General features: G+C 59.3%; 15 protein-coding genes. 10 read left to right on the top strand and 5 right to left on the bottom strand.

Annotation, left to right across the window (positions count from 1 at the left end):
* The first annotated feature begins 35 nt into the window (after nucleotides 1-35).
* The gene (locus D4100_RS07150) at nucleotides 36-605 is read left to right on the top strand and encodes a helix-turn-helix domain-containing protein (protein ID WP_065506104.1); all 570 of its coding nucleotides are present in this window, start codon (nucleotides 36-38) and stop codon (nucleotides 603-605) included.
* A 2-nt stretch (nucleotides 606-607) separates the two neighbouring features.
* Nucleotides 608-1,126, top strand: a complete 519-nt coding sequence (locus tag D4100_RS07145) for a GNAT family N-acetyltransferase (RefSeq protein ID WP_119803773.1) — start codon at nucleotides 608-610, stop codon at nucleotides 1,124-1,126.
* Nucleotides 1,127-1,297: 171 nt separating this feature from the next.
* On the opposite strand, the gene D4100_RS07140 is transcribed toward D4100_RS07145, so the two are convergent.
* The 3 genes from D4100_RS07140 to ompC form a co-directional block, all read right to left on the bottom strand.
* The gene (locus D4100_RS07140; RefSeq protein ID WP_065506107.1) at nucleotides 1,298-2,113 is read right to left on the bottom strand and encodes a 5'-nucleotidase, lipoprotein e(P4) family; all 816 of its coding nucleotides are present in this window, start codon (nucleotides 2,111-2,113) and stop codon (nucleotides 1,298-1,300) included.
* 36 nt (nucleotides 2,114-2,149) lie between these two features.
* Entirely contained in the window at nucleotides 2,150-2,998 is an 849-nt protein-coding gene (locus tag D4100_RS07135; protein ID WP_065506108.1) for a GNAT family N-acetyltransferase, read from the bottom strand.
* A 220-nt stretch (nucleotides 2,999-3,218) separates the two neighbouring features.
* Complete coding sequence (gene ompC / locus D4100_RS07130; RefSeq protein ID WP_065506109.1) at nucleotides 3,219-4,316, bottom strand: porin OmpC; 1,098 nt, start codon at nucleotides 4,314-4,316, stop codon at nucleotides 3,219-3,221.
* 392 nt (nucleotides 4,317-4,708) lie between these two features.
* Between ompC and D4100_RS07125 the strand changes: the two genes are divergently transcribed.
* The 3 genes from D4100_RS07125 to dinG all read left to right on the top strand — a co-directional run bounded on the left by D4100_RS07125 (nucleotide 4,709) and on the right by dinG (nucleotide 7,689).
* A complete protein-coding gene (locus D4100_RS07125; protein WP_004942194.1) occupies nucleotides 4,709-5,026 on the top strand; it encodes a carboxymuconolactone decarboxylase family protein in 318 nt (105 codons plus the stop codon).
* A 4-nt stretch (nucleotides 5,027-5,030) separates the two neighbouring features.
* On the top strand, nucleotides 5,031-5,423 hold the full coding sequence (locus D4100_RS07120) for a tautomerase family protein (protein WP_119803771.1): 393 nt from the start codon (nucleotides 5,031-5,033) through the stop codon (nucleotides 5,421-5,423).
* 67 nt (nucleotides 5,424-5,490) lie between these two features.
* Entirely contained in the window at nucleotides 5,491-7,689 is a 2,199-nt protein-coding gene (gene dinG / locus D4100_RS07115; RefSeq protein WP_065506111.1) for an ATP-dependent DNA helicase DinG, read from the top strand.
* Here dinG and D4100_RS07110 read toward each other — a convergent pair whose 3' ends face one another.
* Nucleotides 7,690-8,124 (bottom strand): Lrp/AsnC family transcriptional regulator, encoded by a 435-nt coding sequence (locus D4100_RS07110; protein WP_013812106.1) that lies wholly within the window; start codon nucleotides 8,122-8,124, stop codon nucleotides 7,690-7,692. It abuts the gene before it with no gap.
* A 137-nt stretch (nucleotides 8,125-8,261) separates the two neighbouring features.
* On the opposite strand from D4100_RS07110, the gene D4100_RS07105 reads away from it, so the two are divergent.
* Complete coding sequence (locus tag D4100_RS07105) at nucleotides 8,262-9,185, top strand: DMT family transporter (protein WP_119803769.1); 924 nt, start codon at nucleotides 8,262-8,264, stop codon at nucleotides 9,183-9,185.
* Between the two features lie 101 nt (nucleotides 9,186-9,286).
* On the top strand, nucleotides 9,287-9,916 hold the full coding sequence (locus D4100_RS07100; protein WP_065506114.1) for a LysE family translocator: 630 nt from the start codon (nucleotides 9,287-9,289) through the stop codon (nucleotides 9,914-9,916).
* A 2-nt stretch (nucleotides 9,917-9,918) separates the two neighbouring features.
* On the opposite strand, the gene D4100_RS07095 is transcribed toward D4100_RS07100, so the two are convergent.
* A complete protein-coding gene (locus tag D4100_RS07095; RefSeq protein WP_119803767.1) occupies nucleotides 9,919-10,755 on the bottom strand; it encodes a helix-turn-helix transcriptional regulator in 837 nt (278 codons plus the stop codon).
* Between the two features lie 98 nt (nucleotides 10,756-10,853).
* Between D4100_RS07095 and D4100_RS07090 the strand changes: the two genes are divergently transcribed.
* Genes D4100_RS07090 through ybiB form a run of 3 tightly spaced genes read left to right on the top strand, consistent with a single transcriptional unit; the run spans nucleotide 10,854 to nucleotide 13,966 of the window.
* A complete protein-coding gene (locus D4100_RS07090; RefSeq protein ID WP_119803765.1) occupies nucleotides 10,854-12,275 on the top strand; it encodes an MFS transporter in 1,422 nt (473 codons plus the stop codon).
* Between the two features lie 60 nt (nucleotides 12,276-12,335).
* Nucleotides 12,336-12,968 (top strand): FMN-binding negative transcriptional regulator, encoded by a 633-nt coding sequence (locus tag D4100_RS07085; protein WP_119803763.1) that lies wholly within the window; start codon nucleotides 12,336-12,338, stop codon nucleotides 12,966-12,968.
* Between the two features lie 38 nt (nucleotides 12,969-13,006).
* On the top strand, nucleotides 13,007-13,966 hold the full coding sequence (gene ybiB / locus D4100_RS07080) for a DNA-binding protein YbiB (RefSeq protein WP_065506118.1): 960 nt from the start codon (nucleotides 13,007-13,009) through the stop codon (nucleotides 13,964-13,966).
* Nucleotides 13,967-13,993: the final 27 nt, after the last annotated feature.

Raw genomic sequence — 13,993 nt, 5'->3', positions numbered from 1 at the left:
TCTCTTATATGGGATTTATCATCAGGAGCACGAGAATGGATAACGGATTGGAAAGCGCCGATCTCCGCTTGGCCCAGCGGCTGTCTGATTTGCGTCAGCGGCAGAGTTGGTCGCTCGAGGAGTTGGCGCAGCAAACCGGCATCAGCCGGGCGACGCTGTCGCGGGTGGAGCGTGCGGAAACCAGCCCGACCGCTTCGCTGCTGAACAAGCTGTGCTCGGCGTATGGGCTGACCATGTCACGCCTGCTGAGCGAGGTCGAGGATGAACCGCCGGAGCTGCTGCGCCGCGAGCAGCAACCGGTATGGATCGACAGCGCCAGCGGTTTTCATCGCCGCTCGGTATCGCCGCCTGCCGCGCTGTTCAAGGCGGAGTTTATCGAAGGCCGGCTTGAAGCTGGCGCAGAGATTGCCTATGACGCGCCTTCGGTACATGCGCTCGAGCACCATCTTTGGCTGCTGGAAGGCCGGCTCGAGCTGACGCTCGAGGACCGCACCTTCCAGCTTGAGCCTGGCGACTGTCTGCGCTACCGGCTATTCGGCGCTTCCAGGTTTGCTGTGCCCGGCACCGAGCCGGCCCATTACACCCTTGTCATCTGCAGGCCCTAATCATGATTGAGATACAGCAACTGAACGCCGGCGCGGTACAAAACACCCTTCCTGAGCTGGCCGATATGCTGCATGCCAGCGTATCGCAAGGCGCGAGCATTGGTTTTGTGATGCCTTTCACCCTGGAACAGGCGCAGGCGTTCTGGCGCCGTCTGCTGCCGGCGATTGAGCGAGAAGAACGGATCCTGTTGGTCGCCCGGCAAGCGGGGCGAGTGGTCGGCACGGTGCAACTGCTGCTGGACATGCCTGACAACGGCCGCCACCGCGCCGAAGTAGTGAAATTGATGGTGCATCCGCAGGCCCGCCGCCAGGGCATCGCCCGTGAGCTGATGCTGCAAATTCAGCAAAAGGCGATTCAGCATCAGCGGCATTTATTGGTGCTGGATACCCTGACCGGCGACACGGCCGAGGGTATGTATCGCCAACTGGGGTTTCAGCTGGCGGGAAGTATTCCGCAGTACGCGCGGGCCAGCAACGGCAGCGCGCTGGATGCCACCAGTTATATGTACAAACTATTGTAAGTATACCCGTCGTCTTTCAAGCTACAGCGTTGTTGGCCGCGCCCGTTCACCCCAGTCACTTACTTGAGTAAGCTCCTGGGGATGAACGAGCTTGCCGCCTAGCTGTAACTTGAAATCCATAGGGTATACGCAGAGCGCGACTGTACTGGAAAGTACTCTGTTTGTAGGCGATTACTGCCCGTTCCAGGCCTTGATGGCCTGTTGGCGGATTTGCAGCTTCTGCTCCGGCGTCAGCTTGTTGTAATCGCGGGCCATACCGCTTTCCCAGTCGCCGTACAGCGGGTTAGGCAGCACGATAAATTCGGTGCCGAACCTGCTTTGATTATCGCTGACGAATGCCCGACGTTGCGCATTATCCTTGTGATAGGTTGCCGCGCCGAAGTCGTTCAGGTTGTCGCCGGCGTACACCACGATGTCATAACCTGCCTGTTTGATGGCGTCAAAGCGCGCCTGCTTGTTGGACGTGTCGCTGCTGAGCAGCACGGTTTTTTCCGACATGCCGGTAAAACCCAGTTTCTGCATATTGGCGACCGTAGCGGCGTATTCGGACACTTTGCGATTGGAGACGTAGAACATCGTGCCCTGATGGCTGTTGACGTAACGGGCAAACTGCACCGCGCCCGGTACCGCACCGGCCTGCTCGGCCTGCGACCATTTCGCCCAGGTGGCGGCGGCGAACGGCTTGCCTTGCTGCGCCTGCCAGCCTGAATACGGGCTATTGTCCAGCAGGGTTTCGTCCAGATCGACCACCACGGCTTTCTTCTTGCCCGGCGCGGCCCTGGCCTGATCGAAGGCGCGTTTGCCGCTGTTGAATGCCTGGTGCGCCAACGCCTGGTATTCACCGGACTGTTGGAACCAGTTCAGCGCCAGCACCGACTGGTCCGCCAGCCGCTGCTGAGCCTGCAGATCGGTTTTCGGCGGCTGCGCGCAGCCGGTCAGCGTCAATAGCGCAATGCCGATCGCTGCGCCAAGGGTCATTTTTTGCATGTTTTCTCCTGCCATAAAAGAATAACTTACGGGTTGTTATGGTGCGGTATTCAACGTCATCGCCATCTCAAACTGGCGTAGCGCGTCTTGCCGCCAGCCAAGGCGGTCAAAGAAGGGTGCCGCTACCTCGGGAACGTAAACGTTGGCCGCCAGCGGCAGCGGCGAAAACTGCACCTGTAACGCGGCCAGCAGCGCCCGGGCATGCCCTTTGCCACGGTGCTGCGGCGGCACGTAAATCATGCGCAGGAAGCACTTCTCGGCCCCGGCCTGCACCACCGCATAGGCCTGGCGGTCAAGGGTAAAGGCGTGCGGTTTACCGGGCAGTTTGTAGAGCGATTCCGGTGCGATCAGCCAAGGCTGGTCGGTGGCGCCTTCGGCCGTCAGGCGGTGCGAGACGGTCAAGGGGTCAATCTCCTGCAGCATTGCCACTTCGGCGGTTGTCGGTGCGTCGGTCTGGTGGCCGGTCAGGGTGCGGACGATGCGCAGGCCGGCCTGATGATAGAGCGCCAGCGCGGCGTCATTGCCTTCGATCACCTCAAGAGACAGCCGACGATCGCCACGACTACGCGCGTCGGCGACGATACGCTGCATCAGCGCTTTTCCCAGCCCTTTGCCGCGCATTTCCGGGCGGATGGACAGCGCCGCCACCCGGCTGTGCAGGCCACGGCGGCTGATCAGCGCCAGCGCTACCGGTTGTTGCTGGTGGGTGACGATAATGCTGTCGTTCAGGCTGAGATCTTCGGCGCCAAAGCGGCTGGCGAAAGTGGCGCCGTCAATGACAAAACGCACAATGTAGTTTTCAAAACAGTGGCAGAGGATCTGCGCCAATTGGTCGCTGCTGTAGCGCAGGGCGCTTTGATACTCAAACTGTCCATCGCTATGCATGCTTTGCTCCGTTCGGAAAGGGAATCTACAGGGTATTACATCTAGACCCGATTGTTTTACAAGGCAAGTTTCTGCGTGCGGTTACGGGATGCAGAGCGGGAATCGGGCAGGGGCCTGGGGGCAGAAAGCGTAAATGAAAAAAACCGGGCGCAGCCGCCCGGCGAAATAAACCTTTTCAAGTAGCCGAAGCTAAAGATTGCAGTGGTGGTTATTCGTCACATCAGAACTGATAAGTCAGGGCGACGGCTACAACGTCGTCGGTTTTCAGGCCCAGCTTATTGTTGTCGTCGAGTTGGTTGATTTTATAATCGATATAGGTCGACATGTTCTTGTTGAAATAATAGTAAGCGCCGACGTCAAAATATTTCACCAGGTCGGCATCGCCGACGCCTTCGATATTTTTACCTTTCGACTGAACATAACCCAGCGATGGGCGCAGGCCGAAGTCGAACAGATATTGCGCAACCAATTCCACGCCTTCTGCCTTGTTGGCAAAGCCGCTAACGGAGGTGGAGTTGTTATTGATGGTTGCGGTGCCGGAAATAGGCACGATATTACGGCTCTGCGAATAGGTCGCGGCCAGGTAAACATTATTGTTGTCGTATTTCAGACCGCCGGCCCAGATATCGGCTTTATCGCCTTTACCGAAGGTGCCCGCTTTTTGGCCTGCGGTGCGGTTGGAAGAGGCATAGGCACCGCCCAGGCTCAGACCGTCGATGATTTCGTAGCTGGAAGACAGGCCCCAACCGTCGCCGTTCGCCTTGCTGTTGGCGCGGCCATCGTTTTCGTTTTTGCCCTGATACTGTACCGCGAACTTCAGGCCGTCGACCAGGCCGAAGAAATCGTTGTTACGGTAGGTTGCCACGCCGTTGGCGCGGCCGTTCATAAAGTTGTCGGTTTTGACATAAGCGTCATCGCCGAACTCAGGCAGCATATCGGTCCAGGCGCCCACGTCATAAATAACGCCGTAGTTGCGGCCGTAGTCGAACGAGCCGAGATCTTTGTATTTCAGACCGGCGAAGCCCAGACGGGTTTTGGTGTCTTTCGCGCCGTCGGATTCGGCATGGTTAGCTGAAATCTGATATTCCCACTGGCCGTAGCCGGTCAGCATATCGTTAATTTGAGTCGCGCCTTTAAAACCGATACGCACGTAGGTTTTATCGCCATCATTACCGGTATCGTCAGAGAAATAGTGCAGTGCTTTTACGCGGCCGTAAAAATCGAGTTTGTTGCCGTCTTTATTGTAGATTTCTGCTGCCTGTGCTGTCTGCGCAATTAAAAGTGCCGGAATAATAACGGCCAGAAGATTAGGTTTCATGATTTACCCTGCTTTATTCGATTGAAAGACGCTTATCATTAGATGCATTGCTGTTTTGCTTCGCTGCCTAAATGTTTGCAGCGAGGATTTTTTACCTCAGTTATGTGATCTATTTATGACAAAATATTCATTTCCATATCGAACGATTAAAAAAGTTGCATAAAGAGTGAATTTCTTCAACGGACAGGTGTCTGCGGCCACTTTACCGCTAACAATCTCTCTCCTGGTTTCCGGAAGAATCATGCGCGAGATTTATGCACCGGGCAGTCCCGCGCGCCGTTCAATGATCCAACTGTTCTGATTTTGTGGATTAAGACTGTCAAAAATCCCGATTTTCACCTGCGATGACGGCGAGTAGCTTAAGGCTATCCGTTAAACAGCAGGAGAAAATGATGCAACCTTCCCAACAGGCCGGCCAACAGGCGTTCGGCGATATTGCCCCCAAGCTGGCGCAGCTCAGCGACAGCGTATTATTCGACGATGTGTGGCAACGGCCGGAGCTTGGCCCGCGCGAACGCAGCCTGATTACCGTCGCCGCGCTGGTGGCGCTGAACCGCGTAGAGCAGTTGCCGTTTCACTTGCAACTGGCGCAACGCAACGGCGTGAGCCGCGAGCAGCTTGCCGAGTTGATCACCCATCTGGCGTTCTATGCCGGCTGGCCGGCGGCGGCCAGCGCCGTGGCGCGCCTGCGTGAATTGGAACAGGAGTAACGTTATGCCTTTCAGCCGCATTGCCTTGCATCAGGGAAAATCAGCGCAATATCTGCAAACGCTGTCCGACAGCCTGCATCAGGCGCTGGTCGAAACCTTCAACGTACCGCCGGCCGACAAGTTTCAGGCCATCGATCAATACCGCCCCGGCGAGTTGATTTACGACCGCGATTACCTTGGCGGGCCACGTTCGGTGGATTATGTGCTGTTTTACATCACCATCGGCCGCCCGCGCGATACCGCCACCAAACAGCGTTTTTATCAACGCTTGGCGGCGCTGCTGGGGGAGAACCTGCAACTGCGTCCGGAAGATGTGATGATCGTCATCACCACCACTCAACTGGATGAGTGGTCGTTCAGTGCGGGCCGTGCCTCAATGATTGAAAGCCAGCCATAACTCGGGCTGACTCGGCCGGCGGTCTGTGGGACAATAGCGCCATCATTTCGTTTAGATATAGAGTTGAATGGCGCTCTCCCCCGCAGTAAAAGATCAGATTGGCCAGTGGTACAAAGCCCTGCAGCAACAAATACCGGATTTTATTTCCCGTGCGCCGCAACGGCAGATGATCGCCGAAGTCGCCAAGACGCTGGCCGGCGATTACCCGCGCCACCTGGCGATTGAGGCGCCGACCGGCGTCGGCAAAACGCTGTCGTATTTGATCCCGGGGATCGCCGTCGGCCGCGCGGAGAGCAAACCGCTGGTGGTCAGCACCGCCAACGTGGCGCTGCAGGATCAGATCTACAGCAAAGACTTGCCGCTGCTGAAAAAGATCATCCCCGATCTGAAATTTACCGGTGCCTTTGGCCGTGGGCGCTACGTTTGCCCGCGCAATCTGGCGGCGCTGAGCACCGACGTCAGCGAGCAGGGTGACCTTACGCTGTTTCTCGATGACGAACTGGCGCCGTCCAGCGGCGAAGAGCAGGCGCTGTGCCAAAAGTTGACCAAGGCGCTCAGCCGCCATGAATGGGACGGGCTGCGCGACCATTATCAGCTGTCGATCGACGATCCGCTGTGGAGCAAACTGAGCACCGACAAAGCCAACTGCCTGGGGCGCAACTGCCATTACATCCGCGAATGCCCGTTTTATATCGCCCGCAAAGAGATTGAAACCGCTGACGTGGTGGTGGCCAACCATGCCCTGGTGATGGCGGCGCTGGAGACCGAATCGGTGCTGCCGAACCCGAAGGAGCTGCTGCTGGTGCTGGACGAAGGCCATCATTTGCCGGAGGTGGCGCGCGACGCGCTGGAGATTGACGGCGAAATCACCGCACTGTCGACCAATCTGCAATTGGATATGATCGTGCGCCACGTCGAACAGTGCATGACGCAATACCGGCCGAAAAACCCGCCGGGGCTGGCAAATGACGAACGATTGAAAAACCACTGCGAAGAGCTGCGCGAGCTGATCCAGATCTTCGAACGTCAGGTCAGCGCCTATCTGCCTACCGACAGCGCTCCCGCCGAACACCGGTTTGAAATGGGCGAGCTGCCGGCGGAGATGGTGGAGACCAGTGCAAGGCTATTTAAGCTGACCGATGCCTTGCGTGGGGTGGCGGAGTTCATATTGAACGATCTCACCGAACAGACCGGCAAGCACGATATCGTGCGCCTGCACCGTTCGATCATTCAGATGAGCCGCACGCTGGGCTACCTGGAGGCAATGAGCAAACTGTGGCGGCTGGCGGCGCTGGATAAATCCTCCAACGCGCCGATCTCCAAATGGGTCACGCGCGACCTGCGCGATAACGTGACGCACCTGTATCTGCACTGCGTTGGCATTCGCGTCAGCGATCAACTGGAAAAGTTGCTGTGGCGCAAGGTGCCGCACGTGGTGATCACCTCGGCGACGCTGCGTTCGCTCAACAGCTTTGCGCGCCTGCAGGAAATGAGCGGGCTGAGCGAAAAGGCCGGTGATCGCTTCGAAACCCTGTCTTCGCCGTTCAATCACGTTGAACAGGGCAAAATTGTCATTCCGAACATGCGCTTTGAGCCTGCGATGGCCAACGAAGCGGAACACCTGGAAGAGATGGCGCGCTTCTTTCGCGCCGAGCAGGCCAGCGGCAAACACAAGGGCATGCTGATCCTGTTCAGCAGCCACCGGGCGATGCAAACCTTCCTCAGCTACGTCACCGATCTGCGCCTGATGCTGCTGGTGCAGGGGGATCAGCCGCGCTACCGGCTGGTGGAGGAACACCGCAAACGGGTCGAGAAGGGCACGGCCAGCGTGTTGATTGGCCTGCAGTCGTTTGCCGAAGGGCTGGATCTGAAAGGTGAACTGCTGACCCAGGTGCATATTCACAAAATCGCGTTCCCGCCGATCGACAGCCCGGTGATCCTCACCGAGGGCGAATGGCTGAAATCGCTCAAACGTTATCCGTTTGAAGTACAGAGCCTGCCCAGCGCTTCGTTCAACCTGATCCAACAGGTTGGCCGGTTGATCCGCAGCAATGAGTGCCACGGCGAGATCGTGATTTACGATCGCCGCCTGCTGACCAAAAGCTACGGTTCGCGGCTGCTGGCGGCGTTGCCGGTGTTTCCGATCGAGCAGCGCGAGGTGCCGGAAGCGGACAAGGCCCACAAGGCCGCGCTCAAGTCTGCCGCCGAAGCGGAGAAAAAAGACAAAAAGCGCAAGACTCCCTTTACTCGCCGGCGTACGCGTTAATCAAAGCAGCGGCGGCAAGCGGCGTTTCACCGGTGTGGTTTTGACGATCGAGGTGTTGCTCTGCGCCCGCTCGGCCAGCTTGTCGAGGATGTGGTCGAGCTGCTCCATCGAATGCGCCACCAGGCGCACGATAAAGCAGTCCTCGCCGGTCACCTTGTCGCACTCAATCACTTCGGGGATTTCCTGAATCATCTGTTCGACCTTCTTCAGCATGCCCGGCAGTGGCTTGATGCGCACCAGCGACTGAAAAGCGTAACCCAGCGCCTGCAGATTGACGTTCAGGGTGTAGCCCTGGATCACGCCGCTTTCCTCCAGCCGCCGCAGCCGCTCTGAGGTACTGGGCGACGACAGCCCGGCCCTGGCGCTCAGGGTTTTCAGCGACGCTCGCGCGTCCTCCGCCAGAATGGTCAGGATCTGGCGATCTATATCATCCATAAGCTCTCCATTAGGTATTTTGTTTATTATGCCTGCGATAAAAAGGCAGTTAAGCATATTAGCCTTTTTTATGCGATGGAAACCTGTGCGGAAAAACCTCAAGCTAAGGGCATAGGCTTAACCTTGAGGAAATAACCATGAATGCAGAGATAAAGCGTGGTTCGCTGGAGATGATCGCCGCGATGCTGATTTCCGGTACCATTGGCTGGTTTGTGCTGATGTCCGGCCAGCCGGTGATTAATGTGGTGTTCTGGCGCTGTGCGGTGGGCGCGCTGGTACTGTTGGCTATCTGCGGGGCGCTGGGCCAGCTGCGGCGCGATTGCCTGACGCGCGCCACTTTGTTGCTGGCGATTGCCGGCGGCGTGGCGCTGGTGATCAACTGGCTGCTGCTGTTCGCCGCCTACTCTTATGCGTCTATTTCCATTGCCACCGCGGTGTACAACACCCAGCCGTTTATGTTGGTCGCGTTGGGAGCGCTGTTCCTCGGCGAAAAGCTGACCGCCCGCAAGCTGCTGTGGCTGGTGTTGGCGTTCGTCGGCATGATGCTGGTGGTGCTGGCTCAGCCCAAACAGGCGGGCGATCAGAGCAACTACCTGCTGGGCATTCTGCTGTCGCTCGGTGCGGCATTTTTCTATGCGCTGATGGCGTTAGCGGCCAAACGGCTGAAAGGCACGCCGCCGCATCTGATCGCACTGATTCAGGTGACGGTTGGCGTGGTGATGCTGTTGCCGCTGGTGGATTTCCACGCGCCGGCGACGGCCGGGCAATGGGGCATGCTGGCCACGCTTGGCGTGCTGCATACCGGGTTGATGTACGTGCTGCTGTACGGCGCGATCCAAAAACTGCCGACCAACCTGATCGGATCGCTGTCGTTTATTTATCCGATCGCCGCCATGCTGGTGGACCGGTTGGCGTTCGGTCACCGGCTGGTCGCGCTGCAGTTTGCCGGCGCCGCCATCATCCTGTTGGCTGCGGCGGGCATGAACCTGCTGGGAGAGCGCCGGGGCGAACCAAGGGCAGAGCGGGACGCCAGGCCGACACCCGAACCGCACAAGTTATAGCAAGAGAATGACATCGCCGCGGCCATGATTTGGCGCTGGTAAAAGCCGATGGGGCGACTATGATAAAGCTTCGCTCCCGCTACGTTCCGCTCAGGTGATTTATGGTTGACGCTTCCACGCTTTTATTGTTTTCCGGCGCCTGTCTGGCGTTAACGCTAACCCCAGGTCCGGATATGCTGCTAATCGCTTCGCGCAGCGTCAGCCAGGGGCGCCGCGCCGGTTTCGCTTCACTGGCGGGCATCCAGCTCGGCACTTACTGCCACGCGTTGGCGGCGGCGTTGGGCCTGTCGCAGCTGTTTGTCGCGGTGCCGCTGGCCTATGATGCGGTGAGAGTGCTGGGTGCGGCATACTTGCTGTATCTGGCGTGGAAAACGCTGCGATCCGGCAGCAGTCTGCAAGCATCTGCCGGGTTAGCCGCAGTGCCGACGGTACGCATTTTCCGCCAGGGGCTGTTCACCAACCTACTCAATCCGAAAATGGCGCTGTTCGTTCTGGCGTTGTTCCCGCAGTTTCTCGATCCGCATGCCGGTTCGGTGGTGGTGCAGATGCTGCTGCTGGCGACGGTACTTAATCTGGTGGGCCTGCTGATTAACGGCGGGGTGATCCTGGCGGCCAGCAGCATGAAAAGCCGTTTTGTCGGCCACCGATTCAGCGCGCGTTGGCCGAACTACCTGCTGAGCGGCGTATTCGCCGGCTTGGCCTGCAAGCTGCTTTTTGACAGCCGCAAATAGCCTCACGCCTGCAACAACGCCTCAAACGCCGCGCTGGCCGGGCATTGCGCCAGCGCGCTGTACATCACCAGCCGCAAATGATTTTCCTCATCGACGATAAACGACGCATGCTCAAAGGTCACCTGGCCGGCACCCGGTATGTTGAAGGTGCGTTGCCCGTGGCAACGGCCGTGAATGTCATGCTGTTGCCACAGTTGGCGGAACTGCGGTGATACCTGTTCCAGCGCCTGTATCCGTTGCTGCATGGTGGCGTCATCTGGCGCGCGGGCATAGTCGCGGCGAAAGCTGGCGAGGATTTGCGGCGCCTGCGCCTGCCATTCCACCAGCCGCTGGTTGAGTTGCGGATCGGCGAACAACATCCACAGCATGTTACGCTGTTCCGCCGGGCGATCGCCGATGGCAAACAGCCTTTCCGCCGCCGGATTCCAGGCGATGATGTCCCAACTCAGGTTCATCACGTAAGCCGGGCGCAACTGCAGGTCGTCCAGCAGGCGGCGTACCAGCGGTGAAACCTGGCACCACTGATGGCCGACCGGTACCGGCGGGCGCTGGTGCGCCAGCAAAAACAGATGGTAACGCCCGGTTGCATCCAGCTTTAACACCCGTGCCAGATTCTCCAGAAAATCCACCGAGACGTTGATTTCCCGCCCTTGTTCCAGCCAGGTGTACCAGGTGAGGCCCACGCCCGCCAGCGCCGCAACCTCTTCGCGCCGCAGCCCCGGCGTACGGCGTCGGTTACCGCTCGGCAAGCCGACAGCCTGCGGCGACAGTTTCTCGCGCTTCTGACGCAGAAAGTCCGCCAGATCCTGACGGGTTCGGTTGAGGGTGCGTGGCGGCATACGGCAGTCCTGTTGTTCTCAGTAATAGTATAAACGGCTATATAGTAACAGTTTAAGACATGTTCCATACTGCCGCCATCGTAATCTTGGAGGGTGTTATGGAGCAGACATTATCTTGTGGCGATCGGGGTTTACCTGGATTGCCGGTGTTGCTGTTGGGGGGATTTGTGACGGTGTTTGACCTGTTTGTCGTGAACGTGGCGGCACCGGTTATCCAGCAGCAGTTCGCCGCCGATTTTGCCGGCGTGGGGCTGATTATCGCCGGCTATGAGCTGGCTTTCGGCGTGTTGTTGATAGCCGGCGGGCGCTTGGGCGATCGCTTTGGCCGTCGCCGCCTGTTCAGCCTCGGCATGTTGGGGTTCACCCTGACTTCGGCGCTGTGCGGCATGGCTACGTCGCTCGGTATGCTGATTGCGGCGCGTTTTCTGCAAGGGGCGGCAGCGGCGCTGTTGTTCCCGCAGATCTATGCTTTGCTGCGCGTATTGTACGGCCCGCAACAGCGGCGGCGCGCCTTTGCCTGGCTGGGCATGACGCTGGGGCTGGCGGCGATTTTCGGCCAGATCCTCGGTGGGTTCATTATTGAGGCCGATGTTTTCGGCAGTGGCTGGCGCATGATTTTCCTGATCAACCTGCCGATTGGCGTGCTGGCTTTGCTGGCGGCGCGGCGCATTCCCGAATCGCGCCTCGAGCAGGCGCAGCGGCTGGATGGCGTTGGTCTGCTGCTGGCCGCTGTGGGCTTGTTGTTGCTGTTAGTGCCGTTACTGGAAGGGCCGTCGCGCGGCTGGCCCTGGTGGGTGTGGCCCGCGCTGGCAATGGCGGTGTCGGTACTCTGGGTTTTTGTGCGTTGGGAACGCCGGTTGGCGCTGCATACCGGCGATGCGGTGATCGATCCGGCGCTGTTCCGGCAGGGAAGCTTTGGCCCCGGGGTCGCGGTGGTGTTGGCAATTTACTCGACTGCCTCCTCGTTCTTCCTGTGTTTTGCGCTGCTGTTGCAGGCGGGGATTGGCCTGACGCCGTTTCAGGCGGGCAGTTTGTTCGCGCCCGCCAGCGCGGCCTTTATGCTGGCCTCGTTTCTTGCGCCAAAGCTGGCGCAGCGCTGGGGTAACGGCGTCTTGGCCGGTGGCGTGGCCGTCTACGCCGCCGGGATGATGTTGTTGGTGGCACAGGTGTTGTGGGGCGCGGCGCTGGCGAATCCGCTCCGGTTGCTGCCGGGGTTGGTGATCCTGGGATTTGGCCAGGCATTGAGCATGACGCCGTTGCTTAACCTGGTGCTCGGGCTGGCAAAGGAGCAGCAGGCCGGCATGGCCGCCGGGGTGATTTCCACCGTGCAGCAGGTGGGCGGGGCGCTGGGTATTGCCGCCAGCGGCGCGTTTTTTGTTCCGTTGTTGGCTGCGGGCGGCGGAGCGGATCGCTATGGGCAGGCATTTGCCGGTGCCATGATCTACAACCTGTCGGCGATGGGGGTGGCCTTTGTGCTGCTAAGGTGGATCATCCAACAACAGCCTAAACTGGCTCTTTAGCAAACCGACGGCGGGTGTTATTGCTAGTGGCTTCTACTCGACGTCAAAGGAGCCAAACGCATGTATCAACCCGCCTCATTCCGTGAAGATGACCTGGAAGCACAAATTGCGCTGGTGCGCGCCAACCCGCTGGGCATGTTGATCAGCCAGGGTGAGCAAGGGCTGGTGGCGGATCCGCTGCCGTTTTTGGTTGATGCCGACGCACAGGGAAACATCTGCTTGCGGGCGCACCTGTCACGCGCCAATCGCCACTGGCAAGGGTTGCAGGCGGTGCAGGAGTGTCTGGTGGTGTTTCAGGGGACGGATGGCTATATCTCGCCGGGCTGGTACGAAACCAAACGCCAGACCGGCAAGGCGGTGCCGACCTGGAATTACAGTCTGGTGCAGCTATACGGCGTACCGACGGTAACCGAAGATGCGGGCTGGTTGCGCCGGCAACTGGCAGGGTTAACGGCATTGCAGGAAGGCCGACAGCCTGAACCCTGGCGGATTGACGATGCCCCGGCGAACTATATCGCCGCGCAGATCAAGGGCATTGTCGGCATCGAAATCGCCGTGACCCGGCGCGAGGGCAAATGGAAGATGAGCCAGAACCGCAGCAGTGACGATATCGACGGCGTGATCGCCGGACTGCGCGCCGGTAACGCCGACCAGCAGCGGTTGGCGGATGAGGTTGAGCGGCGGCGTGGATAGGGTATGCTAATCCCAGACTGAATCAGGGGACGCAGGCGATGGATTACACCAAAATTATCAAAGAAATAGGCCGTGGCAAGAACCACGCGCGCGATCTGGACCGAGAAACCGCCTTCCAGCTTTATCAAAAGATACTGGCTGATGAGGTGGGTGAACTGGAGTTGGGCGGCATTCTGATCGCCATGCGCATCAAAGGGGAAGCCGAAGAGGAAATGCTGGGCTTTTACCAGGCGATGCAACAGCAGGTGATGCGCCTGCAGGCGCCGCAGGGGCGACCGATGCCGGTGGTGTTGCCCAGCTATAATGGCGCGCGCAAACAGGCGAATTTGACGCCGCTGCTGGCGCTGCTGTTGACGCGCGTCGGCCTGCCGGTGGTGGTACATGGCGTGCTGGATGACAGCACCCGCGTCACCAGTGCGGAAACCTTCCGTGCGCTGGGCCTGCCCTGGTCGCAAGATGCCGCCCATGCCCAGCAACGTCTGGACAACGGCGAAACGGTATTTATCCCGGTCAGCGCCTTATCCGCCCCGCTGGACAGGCAGCTTGGCCTGCGCTGGCGCATGGGGGTGCGCAACAGTGCCCATACGCTGGCCAAACTGGCAACGCCCTTTGCCGAACAGGATGTGCTGCGCATCGCCAGCGTGTCGCACCCGGAATATGTCGGCCGCGTGGCATCCTTCTTTCGCCAGATTGGCGCCCGCGGGTTGCTGATGCACGGTACCGAAGGGGAAGCCTACGCCAACCCGCAGCGCTGCCCGCAGATCCATTACATCGTCAATGGCGAGCAGCAGGTGCTGCTGGAGCGGCCGGCACAGGACGAGACGCCGGAGCTGCCGGCGACCAAGGATGCCGAAACCACCGCGCGCTGGACCGAACGTTGCCTGGCGGGGGAAGTGGCTATTCCGCTGGCGATCCAACGCCAGATTGCCTGCTGTCTGCTGGCCGCCGGTGAAGTCGACAGCCTGGAGCAAGGATTGGCGCGTTTACGCAGCGCGTAAATCCCTTGGCTATACTGGAACATCACG

This window comes from Serratia inhibens (genome assembly GCF_003591175.1).
In the GTDB taxonomy this organism is placed as follows: Bacteria; Pseudomonadota; Gammaproteobacteria; order Enterobacterales; family Enterobacteriaceae; genus Serratia; species Serratia inhibens.
The sequence above is the reverse complement of the archived record's forward strand: the minus strand, read 5'-3'. Positions and strand labels throughout refer to the sequence as shown.

Bases quoted from the DNA above. Each gene is read 5' to 3' on its own strand.
- D4100_RS07150 (WP_065506104.1), top strand. From the start codon at position 36: ATGGATAACGGATTGGAAAGCGCCGATCTCCGCTTGGCCCAGCGGCTG.
- D4100_RS07145 (WP_119803773.1), top strand. From the start codon at position 608: ATGATTGAGATACAGCAACTGAACGCCGGCGCGGTACAAAACACCCTT.
- D4100_RS07140 (WP_065506107.1), bottom strand. From the start codon at position 2,113: ATGCAAAAAATGACCCTTGGCGCAGCGATCGGCATTGCGCTATTGACG.
- D4100_RS07135 (WP_065506108.1), bottom strand. From the start codon at position 2,998: ATGCATAGCGATGGACAGTTTGAGTATCAAAGCGCCCTGCGCTACAGC.
- ompC (WP_065506109.1), bottom strand. From the start codon at position 4,316: ATGAAACCTAATCTTCTGGCCGTTATTATTCCGGCACTTTTAATTGCG.
- D4100_RS07125 (WP_004942194.1), top strand. From the start codon at position 4,709: ATGCAACCTTCCCAACAGGCCGGCCAACAGGCGTTCGGCGATATTGCC.
- D4100_RS07120 (WP_119803771.1), top strand. From the start codon at position 5,031: ATGCCTTTCAGCCGCATTGCCTTGCATCAGGGAAAATCAGCGCAATAT.
- dinG (WP_065506111.1), top strand. From the start codon at position 5,491: ATGGCGCTCTCCCCCGCAGTAAAAGATCAGATTGGCCAGTGGTACAAA.
- D4100_RS07110 (WP_013812106.1), bottom strand. From the start codon at position 8,124: ATGGATGATATAGATCGCCAGATCCTGACCATTCTGGCGGAGGACGCG.
- D4100_RS07105 (WP_119803769.1), top strand. From the start codon at position 8,262: ATGAATGCAGAGATAAAGCGTGGTTCGCTGGAGATGATCGCCGCGATG.
- D4100_RS07100 (WP_065506114.1), top strand. From the start codon at position 9,287: ATGGTTGACGCTTCCACGCTTTTATTGTTTTCCGGCGCCTGTCTGGCG.
- D4100_RS07095 (WP_119803767.1), bottom strand. From the start codon at position 10,755: ATGCCGCCACGCACCCTCAACCGAACCCGTCAGGATCTGGCGGACTTT.
- D4100_RS07090 (WP_119803765.1), top strand. From the start codon at position 10,854: ATGGAGCAGACATTATCTTGTGGCGATCGGGGTTTACCTGGATTGCCG.
- D4100_RS07085 (WP_119803763.1), top strand. From the start codon at position 12,336: ATGTATCAACCCGCCTCATTCCGTGAAGATGACCTGGAAGCACAAATT.
- ybiB (WP_065506118.1), top strand. From the start codon at position 13,007: ATGGATTACACCAAAATTATCAAAGAAATAGGCCGTGGCAAGAACCAC.